The sequence below is a fragment of the Amycolatopsis ponsaeliensis genome, from assembly GCF_030182635.1.
In the GTDB taxonomy this organism is placed as follows: Bacteria; Actinomycetota; Actinomycetes; order Mycobacteriales; family Pseudonocardiaceae; genus Amycolatopsis; species Amycolatopsis ponsaeliensis.
Genome location: NZ_JAPZLD010000004.1, coordinates 104,029 through 123,301, shown reverse-complemented (window position 1 = coordinate 123,301; position 19,273 = coordinate 104,029). Strand labels below are relative to the sequence as shown.

The 19,273-nt window shown below is 72.0% G+C and carries 23 protein-coding genes; 3 read left to right on the top strand and 20 right to left on the bottom strand.

The annotated features are described in order from the left end of the window. Window positions 1-57 precede the first annotated feature (57 nt). Window positions 58-672, bottom strand: a complete 615-nt coding sequence (locus QQ657_RS07860; RefSeq protein ID WP_284741419.1) for a TetR/AcrR family transcriptional regulator — start codon at window positions 670-672, stop codon at window positions 58-60. Window positions 673-765: 93 nt separating this feature from the next. Here QQ657_RS07860 and QQ657_RS07855 point away from each other — a divergent pair, with 93 nt between their 5' ends. Genes QQ657_RS07855 through QQ657_RS07845 form a run of 3 tightly spaced genes read left to right on the top strand, consistent with a single transcriptional unit; the run spans window position 766 to window position 3,691 of the window. After that, a complete protein-coding gene (locus QQ657_RS07855) occupies window positions 766-1,959 on the top strand; it encodes an acyl-CoA dehydrogenase family protein (RefSeq protein WP_284741418.1) in 1,194 nt (397 codons plus the stop codon). Then, entirely contained in the window at window positions 1,956-2,954 is a 999-nt protein-coding gene (locus QQ657_RS07850) for a phosphotransferase family protein (RefSeq protein ID WP_284741417.1), read from the top strand. Before QQ657_RS07855 ends, QQ657_RS07850 begins: the two co-directional genes overlap by 4 nt. 8 nt (window positions 2,955-2,962) lie before the next feature. Continuing rightward, window positions 2,963-3,691: an SDR family NAD(P)-dependent oxidoreductase gene (locus tag QQ657_RS07845; protein ID WP_284741416.1), complete on the top strand. Its 729-nt coding sequence runs from the start codon at window positions 2,963-2,965 to the stop codon at window positions 3,689-3,691. A 10-nt stretch (window positions 3,692-3,701) separates the two neighbouring features. Here the strand turns inward: QQ657_RS07845 and QQ657_RS07840 are convergent, their stop codons facing one another. The 19 genes from QQ657_RS07840 to QQ657_RS07750 all read right to left on the bottom strand — a co-directional run bounded on the left by QQ657_RS07840 (window position 3,702) and on the right by QQ657_RS07750 (window position 18,935). Further along, window positions 3,702-4,307: an ankyrin repeat domain-containing protein gene (locus QQ657_RS07840; RefSeq protein WP_284741415.1), complete on the bottom strand. Its 606-nt coding sequence runs from the start codon at window positions 4,305-4,307 to the stop codon at window positions 3,702-3,704. Between the two features lie 21 nt (window positions 4,308-4,328). Next, window positions 4,329-5,345, bottom strand: coding sequence for an MBL fold metallo-hydrolase (locus QQ657_RS07835; RefSeq protein WP_284741414.1), 1,017 nt, complete (start codon window positions 5,343-5,345; stop codon window positions 4,329-4,331). Window positions 5,346-5,405: 60 nt separating this feature from the next. Then, window positions 5,406-6,905, bottom strand: a complete 1,500-nt coding sequence (locus tag QQ657_RS07830; RefSeq protein ID WP_284741413.1) for a class I adenylate-forming enzyme family protein — start codon at window positions 6,903-6,905, stop codon at window positions 5,406-5,408. Next, window positions 6,902-7,222 carry an EthD family reductase gene (locus tag QQ657_RS07825; RefSeq protein ID WP_284741412.1) on the bottom strand — a complete coding sequence of 107 codons (321 nt, stop codon included), beginning with the start codon at window positions 7,220-7,222 and terminating at the stop codon, window positions 6,902-6,904. The genes QQ657_RS07830 and QQ657_RS07825 overlap by 4 nt, the downstream gene beginning before the upstream one ends. Beyond that, a complete protein-coding gene (locus tag QQ657_RS07820; RefSeq protein ID WP_284741411.1) occupies window positions 7,194-7,592 on the bottom strand; it encodes a nuclear transport factor 2 family protein in 399 nt (132 codons plus the stop codon). The genes QQ657_RS07825 and QQ657_RS07820 overlap by 29 nt, the downstream gene beginning before the upstream one ends. Next, entirely contained in the window at window positions 7,585-8,616 is a 1,032-nt protein-coding gene (locus QQ657_RS07815; RefSeq protein ID WP_284741410.1) for an FAD-binding protein, read from the bottom strand. Before QQ657_RS07815 ends, QQ657_RS07820 begins: the two co-directional genes overlap by 8 nt. Further along, complete coding sequence (locus QQ657_RS07810) at window positions 8,616-8,831, bottom strand: FAD-dependent oxidoreductase (protein WP_284741409.1); 216 nt, start codon at window positions 8,829-8,831, stop codon at window positions 8,616-8,618. Before QQ657_RS07810 ends, QQ657_RS07815 begins: the two co-directional genes overlap by 1 nt. Next, entirely contained in the window at window positions 8,828-9,190 is a 363-nt protein-coding gene (locus QQ657_RS07805; protein WP_284741408.1) for a nuclear transport factor 2 family protein, read from the bottom strand. The genes QQ657_RS07810 and QQ657_RS07805 overlap by 4 nt, the downstream gene beginning before the upstream one ends. A gap of 33 nt (window positions 9,191-9,223) precedes the next feature. Further along, window positions 9,224-10,411, bottom strand: coding sequence for an ABC transporter substrate-binding protein (locus tag QQ657_RS07800; protein WP_284741407.1), 1,188 nt, complete (start codon window positions 10,409-10,411; stop codon window positions 9,224-9,226). Between the two features lie 138 nt (window positions 10,412-10,549). Then, window positions 10,550-11,176, bottom strand: coding sequence for a TetR/AcrR family transcriptional regulator (locus QQ657_RS07795; protein WP_284741406.1), 627 nt, complete (start codon window positions 11,174-11,176; stop codon window positions 10,550-10,552). Between the two features lie 62 nt (window positions 11,177-11,238). Then, window positions 11,239-11,976 carry an enoyl-CoA hydratase-related protein gene (locus QQ657_RS07790; protein ID WP_284741405.1) on the bottom strand — a complete coding sequence of 246 codons (738 nt, stop codon included), beginning with the start codon at window positions 11,974-11,976 and terminating at the stop codon, window positions 11,239-11,241. Then, window positions 11,973-12,689 (bottom strand): SDR family NAD(P)-dependent oxidoreductase, encoded by a 717-nt coding sequence (locus QQ657_RS07785; protein WP_284741404.1) that lies wholly within the window; start codon window positions 12,687-12,689, stop codon window positions 11,973-11,975. Before QQ657_RS07785 ends, QQ657_RS07790 begins: the two co-directional genes overlap by 4 nt. After that, on the bottom strand, window positions 12,689-13,459 hold the full coding sequence (locus QQ657_RS07780; RefSeq protein WP_284741403.1) for an SDR family oxidoreductase: 771 nt from the start codon (window positions 13,457-13,459) through the stop codon (window positions 12,689-12,691). Before QQ657_RS07780 ends, QQ657_RS07785 begins: the two co-directional genes overlap by 1 nt. Continuing rightward, window positions 13,456-14,670 (bottom strand): acyl-CoA dehydrogenase family protein, encoded by a 1,215-nt coding sequence (locus QQ657_RS07775; RefSeq protein WP_284741402.1) that lies wholly within the window; start codon window positions 14,668-14,670, stop codon window positions 13,456-13,458. The genes QQ657_RS07780 and QQ657_RS07775 overlap by 4 nt, the downstream gene beginning before the upstream one ends. A 2-nt stretch (window positions 14,671-14,672) precedes the next feature. Next, window positions 14,673-15,566, bottom strand: a complete 894-nt coding sequence (locus QQ657_RS07770) for a phosphotransferase family protein (RefSeq protein ID WP_284741401.1) — start codon at window positions 15,564-15,566, stop codon at window positions 14,673-14,675. Further along, complete coding sequence (locus QQ657_RS07765; protein WP_284741400.1) at window positions 15,563-16,747, bottom strand: acyl-CoA dehydrogenase family protein; 1,185 nt, start codon at window positions 16,745-16,747, stop codon at window positions 15,563-15,565. Before QQ657_RS07765 ends, QQ657_RS07770 begins: the two co-directional genes overlap by 4 nt. Next, window positions 16,744-17,877, bottom strand: a complete 1,134-nt coding sequence (locus QQ657_RS07760; protein ID WP_284741399.1) for a thiolase family protein — start codon at window positions 17,875-17,877, stop codon at window positions 16,744-16,746. Before QQ657_RS07760 ends, QQ657_RS07765 begins: the two co-directional genes overlap by 4 nt. Beyond that, window positions 17,874-18,143 carry a Zn-ribbon domain-containing OB-fold protein gene (locus QQ657_RS07755; RefSeq protein WP_284741398.1) on the bottom strand — a complete coding sequence of 90 codons (270 nt, stop codon included), beginning with the start codon at window positions 18,141-18,143 and terminating at the stop codon, window positions 17,874-17,876. Before QQ657_RS07755 ends, QQ657_RS07760 begins: the two co-directional genes overlap by 4 nt. 3 nt (window positions 18,144-18,146) lie before the next feature. Further along, the gene (locus tag QQ657_RS07750) at window positions 18,147-18,935 is read right to left on the bottom strand and encodes an enoyl-CoA hydratase/isomerase family protein (RefSeq protein ID WP_284741397.1); all 789 of its coding nucleotides are present in this window, start codon (window positions 18,933-18,935) and stop codon (window positions 18,147-18,149) included. Window positions 18,936-19,273 lie beyond the last annotated feature (338 nt).

Genomic DNA, 19,273 nt, shown 5'->3' with positions numbered 1-19,273 from the left:
CGCTCCGCACCCGTCGTACCCAGATCGACGGCGGTTGAAACGGGCTCCCCCAATCGCTCAGCCGGCCTTGCCGACGATGCGCAGAGCCAGGTCGCCGTACTGGTACGCGAGCTGGTCGACGGAGAATTCGCCGCTGTCGTGGAACCAGTTCGCGACCCCCATGCCCATGTCGAGGATCGAGTACGACGCGAGCCGCGCGGAGCGGACCGCGAAGATCCCGTCCGCCACGCCGTGTTCGATGAGCTCACGGAAGCCGCGCTCGTACGTGCTGCGCAGCCGGAGCACCCGGGCGGGCTGCTCGAGACTGCCGATCTCGCGGTTGCCGACGAACGCTTCGAGCCGGTGGCGGGCGTGGTAGCGGACGTGCGCCTCGACCGCCCGGCGGAGCCGCTCGGTCACGTCGGTGACGCCGTCGACCGCCTCGGCGTGCATCGCCAGCAGCGTCTCCATCGTGCCGAGCATGAGCTCCGCGAGCAGCACCTGCTTGCCCGACACGTGCTTGTACAGGCTGGGCCCCCGGATGCCGACCGCGGCACCGATGTCGGCCATCGTCGTCGCCCGGTAGCCCTGCGCCGCGAACAGCCGCAGCGCGGCGAGCCGGATGGCCGCGGCCCGGTCGGCGGGCAGCCCGGCCGCGATGTCGCCGGGGCGATGGGGACGTTCCGCTTTCATGCCGACAGGCTAACGCCAATTAGCCACAATGTCTTGACTTCGCCGCAAGGTGAGCGTTCTCATGGCTAACAGTCATTAGCCAAGGAGGCATCGATGCCGATCGAGTTCGCCGCGGACGAGTACGCCGCCCGGCTCGCCGGGCGCGTCCGCGAGTTCGTCCGGGAGAAGGTCCTCCCCGAGGAACAGGCCTGCGACGGCGTCCTGCACGACGGACCCGAACCACTCCGGCGCCGGTTGCAGCAGGCCGCCCGTGACGCGGGGGTCTTCAGCCCGCACGTGGCGCCGGAGTGGGGCGGTGCGGGCCTCGACCTGCGCGGCCAGGCCGTGGTGTTCGAGGCGGCCGGGTACTCCCTGCTCGGCCCGCTCGCCCTGAACATCGCCGCGCCCGACGAAGGAAACATGCACCTGCTGGCGAAAGTCGCCGGCGAAGAGCAGCGGCAGCGCTACCTCGCCCCGCTCGCCGCCGGCGAGATCCGGTCCTGCTTCGCCATGACCGAACCGGCGCCCGGCGCGGGCTCGGATCCCCGGGCACTGGCCACGACGGCGGTCCGGGTGCCCGGCGGCTGGCGGATCGACGGCCGGAAGTGGTTCATCAGCGGCGCCGACGGGGCCGCGTTCGCGATCTGCATGGCCCGCACCGGCGGCGCGCCCGGGGACGCCGGCGGCGCGACGATGTTCCTCGTCGACGCCGGCAACCCGGGCATGAAGATCGTCCGGAACATCACGACCCTCGACGAGGGATTGTTCGGCGGCCACAGCGAAGTCCTCTTCGACGGCTGCGTGGTCACCGACGACGCCGTGCTCGGCGAGGTCGACCGCGGCTTCGACTATGCCCAGGTCCGGCTCGGGCCCGCGCGGCTCACCCACTGCATGCGGTGGCTGGGCGCCGCGCGCCGCGCACAGGACGTCGCCCTCGACCGCGCCGCGAGCAGGTCGGCGTTCGGGCGCCCGCTCGACGAGCTCGGCATGGTGCAGCAGCTGATCGCCGACTCCGAGATCGACCTCGAGGCGGCGCGGGCGCTGCTGTGGCGGGCCTGCTGGGAGCTCGACCAGGGCCGCCCCGGCGCCCAGGAGACGTCGATCGCCAAGACGTTCGTGGCCGAGGCCGTGCACCGGGTGGTCGACCGCGCGGTCCAGATCTGCGGCGCGCTCGGGATCTCGGCGGACGCGCCGCTTTCGCGGCTGTACCGGGAGGTCCGGCCGTTCCGCATCTACGACGGCCCGTCGGAGACGCACCGGTGGGCGATCGCGCGCCGCGCGGCCAAGGCTCGCGCCGCCGTCCGATGAGCGTCGCCGGTGTCGACCCCGAAGCCTTGCGGTGTTACTTCGAGCGCGAGATCCCCGGGTTCGGTGGCGAGCTGGAGATCGAGCTGATCCACGGCGGCCGCTCCAACCTCACGTACGCCGTGACCGACGGGACCCACCGCTGGGTGCTGCGACGCCCGCCGCTCGGGCCGCTCACGCCGACCGCGCACGACGTCGGCCGGGAGTTTCGCGTGATGGCGGCGCTCGGCCCGACCGACGTGCCGGTTCCCCGCACGGTCGTCTCGTGCGAGGATCCCGCGGTACTCGGGGTTCCGTTCACGGTGGTGTCGCACGTGGACGGACCGGTGCTGCGGGACGGCGCGGCCTTGCCGGAGATCGATGCCCACCGGTACACGACGGCACTCGTCGACGAGCTGGTGAAGCTGCACGCGCTCGTCCCGGCGGAGATCGGCCTCGGCGCGTTCGGCCGTCCTTGCGGATTCCTGGACCGCCAGCTCCGGCGTTGGCGAGGCCAGTGGGACCGGGTCGCGACGCGTGCACTGTCCACAGTCGACGATCTCTGCGAGCGGCTCGGCAAGGCCGCGCCACATGAGAGCGGCGCCGCCCTGGTGCACGGCGACTACCGCTGGGACAACACGATTCTCGGACCGGGTTCGAGGATCGCGGCGATCGTCGACTGGGAGATGGCCGCGCTCGGCGATCCGCTCACCGACCTCGGGCTGCTGCTCGTGTACTGGGACCCGCGGGTGGCGCCCGTCCTCGGCGTCGGGCACGTCCCGACCGCGCACCCCGGCTTCCCCGCCGCGGCGGACCTCGCCGAGCAGTACGCCCGGCGCAGCGGCCGTGACCTCACGGAACTGGCGTTCTACCAGGCGCTCGGCTGGTTCAAGCTCGCCGTGATCGCCGAAGGCATCCACGCCCGCCACCGGGCCGGGCAGTCCGTCGGCACCGGCTTCGACGACGTCGGCGCGGCCGTACCCGGCCTGATCGGCGCGGGCCTCGCCCTGCTCACCTAGGAGGATTCATGCGGTTGTCCGGGAAAGTCGCGCTCGTCACCGGCGCCACGGGCGGCATCGGCGAAGCGATCACCCGCCGGCTGGCCGAGGAAGGCGCGCGGGTCGTCGTCACCGATGTCGACGCCGGACGCTGCCAGGCTCTGGCCGCCGAGCTGCCCGACGCGCTCGGCCTCGCCCTCGACGTCACGTCGGAAGAGGCCTGGCAGTCGACGGTCTCTCAGCTGGACCGGCTGACAATCCTGGTGAACAACGCCGGCATCGGCGAGCCCGCGACGGTCGAGACGGAGACGCTGGAGACGTGGGAGAAGGTCATCGCCGTCAGCCAGCGCGGAGTCTGGCTCGGGATGAAGCACGCCGGCGCGGCGATCGAGCGCGCGGGCGGTGGCTCGATCGTCAACATCGCGTCGATCTTCGGCACGGTCGGCGGGTTCGGGACGCACTTCTCCTACCACGCCGCGAAGGGCGCGGTCCGGCTGATGACCAAGAACGCGGCACTGCACTGGGGCAAGCGCGGCGTGCGCGTCAACTCGGTGCACCCCGGGTTCATCGAGACACCCCTGTCGCGGCAGCTGTGGGAGGGCACGCCCCGGCACACGGCGATGGTCGACGGCACCCCGCTCGGGCGGCTCGGCCGGACCGACGAGGTCGCGGGCGCGGTGGCGTTCCTGGCGTCCGAGGACTCGAGCTTCGTGACGGGATCCGAGCTGTACGTCGACGGCGGCTGGACCGCCCGCTGACTGCCCGGCGTCAAGCCGTGGCTTCGGCGAGGAGGTCGATGATGAGCCGCTGTTCGAACCGGGCTGCTTCGAACCCGGTGCCGCCGCGCCCGGTCGCCCGGCGGGCGAGATCGGACGGCGTCGAGCCGTGGTCGTTCGCCGAGCGAGGGTCGGCGCCCAGCCGCAGGAGCGCTCCGACGGCCGCCGAACACCGGTTCCGGACGGCCCGGTGCAGGGGCGTGACCCCGCCGGACGCGGTGGCATCCGGGTCGGCGCCCACGTCGACGAGGTACTCGATGACGGCCACCTGGCGTGCCGGGTTCCAGTGGCCTGCGCCGGGTGCGCCGTTCACCGCCGCGTGCAGGGGTTCGGCGCCGCGGCGGTCGCGGGCACGGACGGCGGCGCCGCGCGCCACCAGATCCCGGGCGATCTCGGCGTCGTAGGCGAACGCCGCGGCGTGCAGCGCGGTGTCGCCCTCGTAAAGCTGGGCACCACACCCGGCCAGGAAGAACTCGTCGCGGCGCGCGAGGCGCGCGGTCACCAGCGCCGGTGCGGCATCGAGCGACGCTCGGACGACCGCACGATCGCCTGCCGCGATGGCCACCAGCACCCCGACGAGGTCTTCGACGTGCGCCATGGCGGGCACCCTACCCCGCCGCTATGCCGCCGGCGAGTACCGCGCCACACCGTCCATTTCGGACACGACGGCCCGGCCGCGGGCGACCAGGACGTCCAGGTGGGCGACCGTCTCGTTCACCGCGAGCATCCGGTTGAAGTCGTTGAGGTCGCCGAACGCCACCGACCGCCGGGTCCACCCCAGCCGGCCGGCGACGGCATGCCCGTCCCGGGCGCCGGCCCCGAGGGCGTCTTCGGTCTCGGCGAGCCGCTTGTCGTGGTGGGCCAGCAGCTCGTCGACGCGCGTGTGGGTGCTTTCGGCGACCGGGCCGTGCGCCGGCAGCAGCCTGCTGTCCGGGAACGCCGTCATCAGCGCGAGCGAGTCCAGGTAGTCGCCGAGCGGCAGGCCGGGTTCGCCCAGCTCGAAGCCGATCGACGGGGTGATGTGCGGCAGCACGTGGTCGCCGGAGAACAGCAGCCCCCGGCGTTCGTCGAGGTACACGACGTGCCCGCGCGTGTGGCCCGGCGTCGGCACCACCCGCAGCGGGTGCCGCAGAGCCACCAGGCCCGCGTCGAGCCACCGGTCCGGCGGCTCCCAGCCGGCCGGGTCGAACTCCCCGTACCCCTCGGCCATCCGCTCGGCGAGGTCGGCCGCGCCACCGCGGCGGAGGACGTCGAGCGAGGTCACCGGGACGTCCGTGCGCAGCGTGGTCAGCAGTTCGAGCCCCGGCCGCTCCCCCGCGCCGAGGTGCACCCGCGTCCCGAAGCGGCGGCGGAGCTCGGCCGCCTGCGTGTAGTGGTCGCGGTGGATGTGGGTGACGTAGACGTCGGTGATCTCGCCGAGCCCGTGGCCCAGCCCCGCCAGCGACTCCGCCAGCACTTCCAGGGACTCGGGGATCGACCAGCCGGCGTCGATGAGGACCAGGCCGCCGGGTTCCTCGAGGGCGTAGACGTTGATCGCGCGCAGGCCGTCGTTGGGCAGGGGCAGCGGGATCCGGTGCACGCCCGGCGCGACCGTTTCCGGTCCGCCGGTGGCCCACTTTCCGCGGTCGAGACTCATACTGTGCCAATCGTTACTGATCCGGCCACAGTCACGGCCGAATGACTTTCGTGGCAACGGTTACGTGCCGCGTGGGGTCGGCCTGCTTTTGGCCGGATCAGTAACCCCCGTGTGCAGGCCTTCGGCGACCTCGCGCGCGCCCGCGCGGTCGAGCTTGCCGACCTTCGTCTGCGGCAGCGCGTCCACCAGGTACACGAACTCCGGCCACTTCGTCTTGGACAGCCCGGCTTCACGCAGGTACCCGGTCACGTCCCCGAGCTCGACGGGCTCGCCGTCACCGGCGACGGCGAGCAGCGCCACCCGCTCCCCCAGGACGTCGTCGCGGACCGGCACCACGCACGCCTGCGCCAGCCGCTCGTAACCGGCGACCGCCCGCTCGATCTCGGTGACGTCGATGTTGCGGCCGCCGCGGATGATGACGTCCTTCTCCCGGCCCATGATCGTGATCAGTCCGTCCACTTCGGACACCACGAGGTCACCGGTCGGGAAGAACCCGTCCGCGGTCAGCTCCGGCGGCTCGACGCGGCCGCCGCGGGCGTACCCGAGGAACAGGGACGGCCCGCGCACCTGCGCCCGCCCGGTCTCACCGGGCCCGAGCACCGCCCCTTCCGGGGACACCGCCCGCACCTCGGTGCCGGGGAACGGGCGGCCGTCGTGGCCCAGCCGGATGCCCGCCGGCTCGGCCGGGTCCGGCGAGGTGTGGCCGAGGCATTCGGACATCCCGAACACGCGCAGGATCTTCGTCCCCAGCGCGGTTTCGGCGCGGGTCAGCGCGAGCTGGTCCATCGGCCCGCCGCCGACGGTGATCGACCGGACGCCCCGCAGTTCCTCCCGCTCGGCCGCGGCCGCCAGCTGCAGTGCCATGGTCGGGACGCACATCGTCCACCGGGCGCCGGTCTCCGCCAGCCGCGTGAGCACCGCGGGCGGGTCCCACTTCGCGGTGAGGACCAGCGGTCCGCCGAGGACCAGTGAGCAGTAGACGCCGAAGCAGAACGCCGCGGTCGACGACAGCGGCACGATCGCCGCCACGGCGTCACCGGGCCAGAGGCCGTTGATCGCGATCGTGCAGGCGCAGGCGTAGTGCAGGGCCGCTTCGGACTGGACCACGCCCTTCGCCCGCCCGGTCGAACCGGAGGTGAGGCCGATGAACACGCCACCGTTCCACCGCGCCGGATCACTTCGGTCCACAGTGGACCATACAGACCAGCCGCCGAGTGCGGTCCCGGTGGCCGCGACGTCCCATTCGTCCACAGCGGACGGTTCGGCGACGACGACGTCCGGCCGGATGTCTTCGGACGCGGCCGCGAACTCGGCGCGGGTCGTGTGCCGGTTGACCACGGCGAGGACACCGCCGGTCAGGCCGGTGGCCAGCGCGGCGACGACCGTGCGCCACGAGTTGTCGGCCTGGACCAGCGCCGTGGCACGCGGGCCCAGCACCTCGGCGAGGGCCTCGGCGTCGGCCAGCAGCCGGCGCGCGGTGTGCTCGCCGCTGTCGTCGACGACGGCGACGAAGTCCGCCTGCTCGGCTCGCTTGCGGAAACTCTGAACGGCTTCCTTCATCCGGCGAACATCTCCCGTTCGGCGCCGAGGACGGCGATCCGGCGGCCCCGCATGTCACCGACCTGGGCGACGGCTTCGGCCCATTCGGGGCTGGCCAGGGCCGTGCGGAGATCCTCTTCGGTGTCGAAGCCGAGGATCGAGACGCCGTCCCAGCCGTCCGACCGCGGTTCGAGCGCCGACTCGATCTCCGTGTGCCGCCACGACCGCAGGCCCGGCAGCCGGTAGGTGAGCTCGGCGTGGTCGGTCCGCCACCACGTGATGAACCGCTCGTGGGTCCAGTCCGGCGGCTTAGCGGCCAGCAGCACCAGGTTGTACATCCGCACCTCCCTCGAACCGGACGGCGGGCGAGCGTCCGATGATCAGGCGTTCCAGCCGCCCGGACGCACCGACCTGACCGGCCGCGACGAAATTGGCGACCACCTCGCCGGCGCGGCGGACCTCGCCGAGGTAGAACTCCCCGCGGCCGGTCGAGCTCACGTCCAGCGGGTGGTGGGTGAGCGTGTTCTTTTCGCGCTGGGCGAGGTAGCCCTCCATCGCTTCGCGGCCGCCCGCGAAGTCCGTGGCGCGGCCGTCGGTGGAGAACAGGATGGAGAACGCGAAGTCGTCGTCGATCAGGTCCAGGATCCGCGACGGCGTGTCGCTGTCCATGATCTCGAACCACTTCGTCAGGAACGGCGCTTCAGGCATGCTCGACCTCCTTGCCGGTACGGCGGGCAGCCAGCCGTCCGGCCCGGCGGCCGGACACCACGGCCAGGCACAGACCGCCACCGTAACCCTCGTTATACACATCGGACAGATCGGCGCCGGCCGGGTAGAGGCCTTCGATCGGGGTGCCGGAGTGGTTCAGCGCGGTGCCGTCGGGGTCGGCTTCGATGCCGCCGAAGGTGAAGGTGATCGCCGGGACGACGTCGGCGTGGAACACGCGGCCGTCGCCGAGGCGGGTGCGGGCTTCGGGGTCCAGGTGCACGGGCAGGGTGTCGACGCTGTCCGCGACGCCGACGCGGCCGCCGCGGTCGCGGGAGAAGGCCCAGCGGTCGAGGCGGGGGCTGCCGGGGATGAACGGTGCCTCGGCGGCGGCTCGCTGGACGGCTTCGGACCACAGCAGCAGGCCGCGGCCGCCGTGGGCGGCCAGTGCCATCGCGTTGTTGTGGTCGCCGCGGGTCTCGTCGGTGAACCGGTGGCCGGCCGGGTCGAGCAGCACGCCGTGGTCGCTGTGGTAGAGCGCGAAGGCGATGTAGTCGATCGGGCTGAGCGGTTCGACGCCGTCGGCGAAGAGGTGGCCGTAGAAGCCGGTGTTGGCGGTGTTGACCGACGCGCCCAGTCCGGCCGCGAGGGCGGCGCCGGTGCCGCGGGACCACGGGTTGCCGCGCAGCGGCGGGACGAACCCGCCGCCGACCAGCGCGGCCCGGACGGCCTGGTCGGCCTGCCGCCCGCCGGTCGCGAGCACGACGGACCGCGCCGCGATCCGGCGCGGCCCGGCCGGGGTGGTGACGTCGAGGAGGTAGCCGTCGTCGTCCCGGCTCAGCTCGTCGGTCTCCGCGTCGACGACGACCTGCCCGCCGGCCGCGGTCAGTGCCCGGGTCAGGTGGGCGAGCAGTACCGGCATGTCGAACTTGTGCCCGCGTCCGGCCAGGGCCCGTTCGACGCCGGTCAGCGGCGGCGCGAAGCCCGACAGCCAGGCGATGGCGTCGTGGTAGCCGTCGACGACCATCAGGCCGTGGCGCTGGTGGGGCCGGGGTCCTCGCGGCGCAGCGCGGCCTCGTCCTCGATGGCCCAGACGTACCCGCCGGAGATCGCCGCGGAGCCGCCGATCACCGGCGCGCGCTCGACGACGAGCGTGCGCGCGCCGCCGGTGGCGGCCGTGACGGCGGCGGACAGCCCGGCGAGCCCGGCCCCGAGCACCACGACGTCGAGGTCCTCGGTCATCGCCGCGCTCCTTCCGGCCAGTCGACGAGGGCGAACGTCGGGCTGAAGAACGACTGGTACCGGGCCAGCAGGCCGTTCGGCGAGACGATCGCGGCGGAGTGGAAGGCGCCGACCGGTTCCCCCGCTTCGGTGACGACGCCGTAGACCATCTCGGTGTCGCCGTCGGCGCAGTAGCGGAGGATTTCGTGCACGCGGTCCACCGGGTTCCGGCTCCCGAGGTAGGCGGCGAAGTCCGCTTTGGACGTCCCGGCGACCTCGCCGGACGGCAGCGCGATGAGGAACCGCAGGTCCGGCTCCATCAGCTCGAGGGCCTTGGCCGGGTCCTCGTCCATCCGGGACAGATATTCTCGCAACGCCACGGTCACTCTCCCTTGAGTGGTCGGCAGGGTGGTTCAGCGGGCGGGCGGGGTGTAGAAGTCCCCTTCGGAGGTCCACTTGCCGTTCTTGACGACGACCTTCTGCACGTCACGCGTGCCCATGTGGCGGTCCGGGCCGAAGCTCATCACGGGAGCGACGCCGGGATCGATGTTCTTGGCCTGTTCGTAGGCTTTCGCCAGCGCTTCGGACGTCACCGGACCGGGGATGGTCTGCGCGATCTGGGCGAACACCTTGGCCCCTGCCCAGCCCCAGAGCGCGATGAAGTCCGCCGGCTGCCCGGGCTCGTACTTCGCCATGGCGTCCCGGAACTCCTTCACCGCCGGGTCGTCGTCGTTGGGGGACTTGACCAGCTGGACGGCGCGGGCGCCCTCGGCGGCGGCGCCGGCCAGGGTGAGCGTCGATTCGGCGGCGACGGGGGCGTAGCTGTAGGTGGGCGCGGCGAGCCCCTGCAGCTTCGCTTCCTTCATGAACGCCGCCGCCTCGGGCGAGGCGAGGATCAGGACGATCGCGTCCGGGGCCTTCCCCTTCACCTGGCTCACGACCGGGCTGTAGTCGGTCGACTGGAACTTGACCGGCTGCAGGCTGACGTTCATCGCCGGGTCGGCTTTCTTGGCGACGCTCTGCGCGGCCTGGGCGACCTTGACGAACGCGGCGGGGTCGCTGTGCACCACGACGACGTTCTTGCGGCCGTCCTTGGCCACCCAGTCGCCGAGTGCGGCGGCCTGGTCCTCGTACAGGGTCTGGGTGCCGAACAGGTTGGGGCGCGGCGGGCTGTACCAGGAGTCGAGGCCGCCGAGCTCGTTGAGGATCGGCACCTTCGACTGCTGGAGCACGAACGGGAAGGCGGCCTCGGCCTGCGAGGTCCCGTTGGCCGCGACGATGGCGGCGACCTTGTCCTGGCCGATCAGCTCGCGGGCGATCTGGACGGTCTGCTGCGGGTCGAACGCGTTGTCCTTGACGATCCAGTTGACCTTGCGGCCGTTGATGCCGCCGCGGTCGTTGACCATCTTGAAGTAGGCGTCCGCGCCGGCTCGCTGCGGGACGCCGGAGGCGCTGACCGCACCGGAGAGCGGGTACCACGCCCCGATGGTGATTTCCTTGTCGTTCGCTCCGGCCGAGTTCGCGCTCGCGCAGGCGGTGGCGGCGAGAACCAGGGTCGCGGCGACGCTGGCAACTTTGACGTGCGTCGAGCGGAGGCGCATGACTGCTCCTAGCAACCTGAGTTCAGTTCAGTTTGACTTTAGCCGCCGATCCCGGGGCGGACAAGGGACGCGGGGAACTACCGGAATGGGAGGCTGCCGGGAAAAGCCCTGCCCGGTCCTTTGTGGATTCTCGGGCGGTTATCCGGTGACCATGCGGAGGCAGCAGCCCTCGATGAGCTCCCGCACCTCGGCGAGCGGCGTCGACCCGGTCGGCCGGTACCACCGCCAGACACTGATGATGAGGCCCAGCAGGGCGAGTGCCAGGGTGTGCGCGTCGCGGACCGGGAACGCGCCCTGCGACATGCCCTGCGTGAGCAGCCGGGTCCAGTCGCGCTCGATGCTCTGCACCAGCTCACGCGCGGCGCGGCGCTCGGTCTCCTCGCGTTTGGACGCCCGCGGCCCGGCCAGCAGCACCATGTTGTTCTGCAGGATCCGCATCTGGAGGATCTCGTTCTCGGACACGGCGAACGCCGCCCGCACCGCGGCCCGCAGCGCCGCCACCGGGTCCTTCTCCCCCTCGGTCGCCTCGACGAACTGGTCGCGCGAACGCTGCAGCTCCAGCCGCATGATGGTCAGCAGGCAGTGCGCCTTGGACTCGAAGTAGTGGTAGAGCGCGGTCTGCCCGATCCCGACCCGGCCGGCCACCGCCGACCACTTGGTGGCCTCGTAGCCCGCCTCGCCGAAGTATTCGATCGCCGCGGCCAAGATGGCTCCGCGCTTGGACCGGGGACCTTCGTCCGGTTCCACGAGCCTTGCCCCCGTCATGGCCTGTCCTCTCGTCCGCGTCACCGTGCGAGCCCCGAGCGTAGTCCCCACCTGAATTCATGTCACATTCGCTTCCGCAGAAACGCGGCGACACCCTCGCGGCCGGCCGGCGAGACCGCCGCCTCCGCGATCGCCCGGGCTTCGTCGTCCAGCTGGCGGTCGAACGACCCGGACATCCCTTGCCGGACCAGGCGTTTGGTCAGACCGGAAGCCGGGAGCCCGGCCAGCCGCCCGGCGAGCGCGGCCGCCGCGGATCCGGCCTCCGGCACGACGCTCGTGACCAGGCCCGCGGCCAGCGCTTCCGCCGCGGTCAGCCGGCGGTTCGTCAGCAGCAGGTCGAGCGCGACCCGCGGTCCGACGAGCCGGGGCAACGACCACGTGACGCCGGCATCGGGCGGGTAGCCGATCGCGGGGTAGCCCGCGACGAAGGTGGCGTCCTCCGCGGCGATCACCAGGTCGGCGGCGCCGAGCAGGCCGAGCCCGGCCCCCGCGACCGCGCCGTGGACAGCCGCGACCACCGGGGCCTCGAGCCGGGTGAAGATCCGGAGCGCGTCGTGCAACGCGTCCGTCACGCGGGTCAGGTGCCCGCCGAGGTCCTCGGCCGCGGCGAACTCCCGCAGGTCGCCGCCGACGCAGAAGGAGGGGCCCGCCGCGGTGAGCAACACCGCCCGGACGTCCGGGCCGCAGCGCCGGGCCGCGCCGAGCAGACCGGCCGCCGTCGCGAGGTCGATCGGGTTGCCCCGGCCGCGCACCAACCTGATGTGCGCGACGCCGTCCCGGACGGACACCGACACGCTCATCGCGCCGTCCAGCCGCCGTCGACCACCATGACCTGGCCGGTGTAGTACGAGGACGCGTCGGAAGCGAGGAAGAGCAGGGCGCCGTCGAGCTCGCCGGCGTCGCCGCCGCGGTTCAGCATCGTGTTGCGCTCGACCCACCGGCGGGAACGCTCGTCGGTGAACAGGTCTTCGGTCATCTCCGAGCGGAACCAGCCCGGTGCCAGCGCGTTGACGCGGACGCCCGACCCGCCCCACTGCCCGGCCAGCTCCCGGGTGAGCCCGATCAGCCCGGCCTTCGACGCGGCGTAGCCCGCCCCGCCCAGCGGAGCGGCCGACACGAGCCCGAGGATCGAAGCGACGTTGACGATGCTGCCGCCTTCCCCGCTGCCGGCCATCAGCCGGGAGAGGTGGAACGGCGCGACGAGGTTCACCGCGAGCACGTCCGCGAAGTCCTGGGCGCTTTCCTTCGAGGCCTGCCGCTCCCCCGCCACGCCCGCGTTGTTGACCAGGATGTCGATGCGGCCGGCGGTCTCGGCCAGCCGTTCCCGGTCCCGCGCAACCGAGACGTCGCAGGTGACCGGGTGGATGTCCGGCCCCAAAGCCGCCAGCCGGTCGGCCCGGCGCGCGGCGGCGAACACGGTGGCACCGGCGGCCGCCAGCACCGACGCGAACCGCGCGCCCAGCCCGGACGACGCCCCGGTCACCACGGCCGTCTTCCCGGCCAGGGAAAACATCAGGCGTCCACGGCGATCGGGAGGGCGGTCGCGCCGCCGTCCAGCACGAGGGCCTGCCCGGTCATCCACGACGACGCCTCGCTCGCGAGGAACAGCGCCGCGTTGGCGACGTCCTCCGTGGTCCCGAGCCGGCGCAGCGGCAGCTTCGCGGTGAGGACCGGCTCGCGCGCCTCCCACACCGCCCGCGCCAGCTCGGTCTTGATCACGCCCGGGGCGATCGCGTTGACCCGGACCTTCGGGCCGAGCTCGTAGGCGAGCTGCCGGGTCATCAGCAGCATCGCGGCCTTGGTGGCGTTGTAGTAGCCGATCTGCGGGTCGACGATCAGCCCGCCGACGGAGGCGATGTTGACGATGACCCCGCCGTGCTCGCTCATCCAGGCGTGCCAGGCCGCGCGGCTCCAGGCGATCATGCCGTACTGGTTGACCCGCACGGTCTTCTCCGCTCGCGGCAGGTCCAGTTCGAGCAGGTCGCCCAGGTACGGGTTGGTCGCCGCGTTGTTCACCAGGATGTCGGTCCGTCCGAAGTGGACCATCGTGTCGGCGACGCAGCGCTCGGCCTGCTCGGGCTCGCCCGCGTTGGCGACGACGTCGAGCACATCGCCGGTCCCTTCGCCGCGAAGCAGCTCCGCGCGGGCGTCCTTGAGGCCGTCCGCCTTGCGGGCCGCGATGACGACGTGCGCGCCGGCGGCCCGGAACGCCTTGGCGATGCCGAGGCCGATGCCCCGGGAACCACCGGTGATCACGGCCACTCGGCCGTCGAGGACCTTCATCGGGCTTTCTCCTTGTACCGGGCCAGTTCCTGGCGGGCGACGGTGCGCAGGTGCACCTCGTCGGGGCCGTCGGCGATCTTCAGGGCGCGGGTGATCGAGAACAGCCGGGCGAGCACGGTGTCGTCGCTGACGCCGGCCGCGCCGTGGGCTTGGACCGCCCGGTCGACGACGCGGTGGGCGACGTCGAGGGCGGCGACCTTGATCGCGGCGACCTCCAGCCGGGCGGCCGCGTTGCCGACGGTGTCCATCAGCCAGGCCGACTTGAGCACGAGCAGCCGCAGCTGTTCGATCTCGATCCGGCTGCGCGCGATCCACTCCCGGACGACGCCCTGGTCGGCCAGCGGCCCGCCGAACGCGACGCGCGAGAGCGTCCGTTCGCACATCAGCCGCAGCGCGCGTTCGGCGAACCCGACCGCGCGCATCGCGTAGTGCATGCGGCCGGGTCCGAGCCGTCCTTGGGCCAGCGCGAACCCTTCGCCTTCGCCGCCGAGCAGGTTCGACGCAGGCACGCGGACGTTCTCGAACAGCACTTCACCGTGGCCGAGGCGGTCGGTGTAGCCGAACATCGGCAGGTCACGCAGCACGGTGACGCCGGGGGCGTGCCGCGGGATGAGCACCATGCTCTGCTGCCGGTACGCCGGCGCGTCGGGGTCGCTGACGCCCATCAGGATGATGAGCTCGCAGTCCGGGTCGAGGATGCCGGAGGTGTACCACTTGCGGCCGTCGACGACGTAGTGGTCGCCGTCGCGGGTGATGCGGGTGCGGATGTTGCGGGCGTCGGAGCTGGCGACGTCGGGTTCGGTCATCGCGAAGCACGACCGGATCCGGGCGTCCAGCAACGGCTTCAGCCACCGTTCCCGCTGCTCGGCGGTGCCGAACAGGGCCAGCAGCTCCATGTTCCCGGTGTCGGGCGCGGAGCAGTTGAAGACCTCGTTGCCGATGATCGAGCGGCCCATCAGCTCGGCCAGCGGCGCGTACTCGAGGTTCGTCAGCCCGGCGCCCCACCCGCCGTGGGCGAGGAACAGGTTCCACAGCCCTTCGGCGCGGGCCTTCTCCTTCAGCTCCACCATGATCGGCGGCAGCGCGTGGGGGTCGGCGGCCTCGGCGATCTGCCGGTCGTACACCCCCTCGGCCGGGAGCACGTGGGTGTCCATGAAGGACCCGACCCGGTCCCGCAGCTCGACGGTCCGTGCGGAATACCCGAAATCCATGGCTAGCTCCTCAGAATGTCCACGGCGGACCGGATCATCGCGGCGATCGTCGGGGGCAGCCGCTCCTGGTCCGGGTCGTGGTGCTTGCCCTCGCGGTGGCGGCGCAGGTTGTGGCCCATGATCGCGGCCATCTTCATCCGCCCCAGCGCCCGGAACCACGCCATCGCCGGCAGCGCTTCGCCGTAGACGTCGAGGAGTTCCGCTTCGGTCGGCAGCCCGGGCACCGGGGTGCCCAGTGCCGGGAAGTTGCGGTGGTCGGCGAACAGCAGGAACCAGCCGAGGTCGGTGCGGGGGTCGCCGGTGCTCCAGATCTCCCAGTCCACGACGGCGGTGGCCCGCGCGCCGGCGAACAGGATGTTCCCGAGCCGGAAGTCGCCGTGCACGAGCACCGGCGGCAGGTCGGCCGGGACGTCGTCGGCCAGCAGCCGCAAGAGGTCTTCGGCGCCGGGCCGGAGCCCGGCCGGGACGGCGTGCATCGTGCGGCTCCAGCGTTCCAGTTCCCCGGCGGCCGTCGCGGGTGGTTCTCCGGGCACCGGACCGGCGTCGTGCAGGAGCCGGAGGAGACGAGCCGCTTCCAGCATCCGCGTGCGCGCCAGCTCCGGGCCGAGAGCGTGCTCGTCGAGGACGGGTTCGATCGCCTCGCCATCGGCGAACTCCATGGCGAACCACGTCTCGTCCGTCACGATCACGCGCGGCACCGGCACCGCCGAGCCCTCGAGCTCGCGCAGGACCCGCGCCTGTCGCAGGACGTCGTTGCGGCCCAACGGTTTCTGACCCGGCGGCACAGCCTTGACGACGTACTTGCCGTTGACCGTGTAGGTGAGCCCGGAATGGCCGCCGGGGAGGACTTCCAGCTCGCCACCGAGGCGCGCCCGGACCTGCTCGGCGAGGCTCATCGGGACGGCTCCTTCGGCAGGCCGAGCACGCGCTCGGCGAGGATGGTCCGCTGGATCTCGTCCGACCCGCCGGCGATGCTGTAGCCGGGGGCGCCGAGCAGGTGCTCGGTCCAGGCGAAGGTGCCCCACTCGCCGGTGTCCGCGGCCAGCTTCGGCCCGAGCAGCTGCACGACGAGGTCGCTGGTCCGCCGCATCGTCTCGGTCGCGTAGAGCTTCCCGACCGAGGCTTCCGCGCCGGGTTCGCGCCCGGCGGCCAGCGCCGCGGTGACCCGCAGGCCGATCAGCCGCTGGACGAGCGTGCGCACGAACAGGTCGGCGGTCTGCTGCCGCTCGACATCGGTCAAGGCACGGTGCCGGGCCAGCTCGATCGCGCGGTCGGCGTTGTCCAGGCCGAGCGACCCCGAGTCGAGGCGTTCGGCGGCCAGCACGCTGAGCGTGACCTTCCAGCCCTGCCCGACCGGGCCGAGCCGGTCGGTGTCGGGCACGACGACGCCGTCGAGGTAGACCTCGTTGAAGCTGGCGCCGCCGGTCATCTGCCGGATCGGCCGCACCGTGACGCCCGGGGCGTCCATCCGCACCAGGAACACGGTGATCCCGGCGTGCTTGGGCGCGTCGGGATCGGTGCGGCACACCGCGACACCCCAAGTGGCGACACGGGCGCCGGACGTCCACACCTTGTGGCCGTCGAGAATCCATTCGTCGCCCCGGCGCACCGCCTTCGTCCGGACAGCAGCGAGATCGGACCCGGCTTCGGTTTCCGAGAACAGCTGGCAGGCCAGCTCGTCGGTCCGCAGCATCGGCCGGAGCCAGCGCCGTTTCTGCTCGTCGGTCCCCCAGATCTCGATCGCCGGGGCGACCAGGTGCTGGGTGACGGGGAAGATCTCACTGCGGCGCGGGACGTCGAACGCGGCTTCCTCGGTCCGGTAGAGCTGTTCGCAGAACGCAGGCAGGCCCCGGCCACCCGATGACGGTGCCCGGCTGAGCGCTCCCCAGCCCGCGTCGAACCGCGTGCGTTCCCACTCCTGGCCATGCGCGGTGTGCGCGCGTTCCTGCGCTTCGGTCCAGTTTTCGAAGACGGCCACCGAGTCGTCGCCGGTTCCCCAGGCGGCCGAGGTGCGCGGTTGCGCCACAGTGGACAGCCACGCCCGTGCGTCCGCACGGAACTCCGCCGGGCCGGTCATCGGGCCAGCACCGTGCACGCGCTGACCCCGGGTGCGCCGTAGACGTGGGTGAACCCGACCTTCGGCCCGCCCGGCACCTGTCGCGCGCCCGCCCGGCCGCGCAGCTGCTGGACGATCTCGTAGACCTGCCGGAGGCCGGACGCGCCGATCGGCTCGCCGTTGGCGATGCAGCCGCCGTCGGTGTTGACCGGCAGCGTGCCGTCGATGTCCGTGGCCCGGGCGGCGATCAGCTTCTCCTGCTCGCCGTCCTCGCAGAAGCCGCATTCGGCCAGGTGCATGACCTCGGCACCGCTTTCGGTGTCCTGCAGCTGGACGACGTCCACATCGGACGGTCCCAGGCCGGCCTGCTCGAACGCCGCCGCGGCCGCGTCCCGGCTGACACTGCTCGGCTCACCCGCCTCGATCACCGGGCTGAACACCTCGAACGAGCCACGACGGCGCGTGCGCACGACGGCCGACCGCAGCGTGACCGCGTCCCGGGTGGGGACCGAGGGAGAGCACAGGACCAGCGCCGCCGCGCCCTCCCCCGGGGAACAGAACATGAAGCGGGTCAGCGGGTCGTTGACCATGCCGGACGCGAGGATTTCGTCGGCACCGATTTCCTTACGGCGCCAGGCTTCCGGGGTCAGGCTGCCGTTGCGGTAGGCCTTTTCCGCCACCAGCGCCAGCGTTCGTTCGGTGATCCCGAAGTCGTGCATGTACCGCCGGATCTTCATGCCGAAGAACTGGGTGGTCACCATCAGGCCGTCGCGCCCGTAGGCGTCGTCGAGGCCCCAGTCCGCCGGCCTCGGGTCGAACGCGCCGCGCGGGTGCTTGTCGAACCCGACCACGAGCACGACGTCCGCCATCCCGCCGCGGATCGCGTTCACCGCGGAGACGAGCGCGCTGCCGCCGGTGGCGCAGCCGTTCTTGACGTTGACGAACGGGAGGCCCGTCAGCCCCAGGTCGGCGACCAGGGTGTCGGCGAGCCCGGCGGCGTCGCTGCCGCCGAACGCGGCGCCGACCCGGGACCACGGGATCCCCGCGTCGGCCAGCGCGGCCGTCGCGGCGGCGACGGCGTGCTGCCGGCCGGACCGCTCGGAGCGGCCAAACGGCGTGCGGGCGGCGCCGCAGATCAGGACGTCGGTCACGAAGCCTCCTCGACCGGCTTGGCGTGCGGCACGCCGGTGGTCTCCTCGACGCGCAACCGCATTCCGATATGGACACTGTGGACAGTCCCGGGTACGTCGAGCACGGCGGCCACGCGCGGCCCGCCGTCCAGTTCGACGTACCCGAGCGCGAACGGCCGGAAGCCATCCGCGGGCGGGACGTACGGGGGCGACTTCGGCGCGAACCGCTGCACGGTCCAGGTCCACAGCACGCCCTCGGCGGGCAAGGTCACCCCCGTCGGTGTCATCGCTCAGCGCCCCGTCCACTTGGGTTCGCGCTTCTCCAGGAACGCCGCGACCCCTTCGGCCGCGTCGTCCGAGTTCAGCGTCACGCCCACCGCGAGGTGCTCCATGACCATCAGCGACTGCGTGTCGGCGTCGAGGCTGCGGTCGATGGTCATCTTGGTGATGCGCATCTGGAACGGGCTCTTGTCGGTCAGCTGGCCGACGAACTCTTCGACCGTCTCGTCCAGCTTCTCGGCCGGCGCGGACTTGTTGATCAGGTCGAAGTCCGCCGCCTCGACGCCGGAGAGCAGCTTGCCGGTGAGCATCAGCTCCTTGGTCTTGCGGATGCCGATCATCCGCGGCACCCGGTAGATCGGGCCCGCTCCGCCGAAGAGCCCGCGGCGCATGTGGAAGTCGCCGATCTTGGCGTCGTCCGAAGCGATCGCGAAGTCGCAGGAGATCATCAGCTCGAACCCGCCCGCGGTGACGTAGCCCTCGAGGACCGCGACCGACGGCGTGTTCATCGAGTACAGGCGGTCGCAGATCTTCGCGGAGATGACGGCCACCTCCATCGCCGTCGAGCTGCCGATGTACTCGGCCTGCAGGCTGTCGAGGTCGAAGCCGGAGCAGAACGTGCCGCCGCGGCCGCGCAGGACCAGCACCCGCAGGTCCGGGTCCTTGTCCACCTCGGTGATGATCTCGTCGAGCCGCTCCAGGATCGGCACGGTGACGCAGTTCTTCTTCCACGGTCGGTTCAGCCACACCCGCGCCACGTTCCCGTCGCGCTCGAACTGGATCTCGTCTTCCACGGTCATCTCGTTCTCCTAACTGAACTGACTTCAGTTTGATTGAATAGCCAGGGCGGGTCCGCTGTCAACCCGCTGTCGGTGGTCTGCCGCGGCGGTCGTGAGTGGTAATCAGGGTTCTGGCCGACCACCTTTGTCCGGCAGCGCGCCCCAAAGCGGCTTGGGTGCACAGGCGCCGCCCGCTCGACGTCTTCCGGCTGGGACGTGGCCGCGAGGTGTCGATGGAGGATCCGGGACGCTGAGTGGCCAGAATCCTCCATCGACGAACGCCGAGACCCCTGCCGTGACGCGACCCTGAAGGCGCCACTTCGAGGGACCTGGTGTCGAGCGTCTGAGGTTTGTCGGCA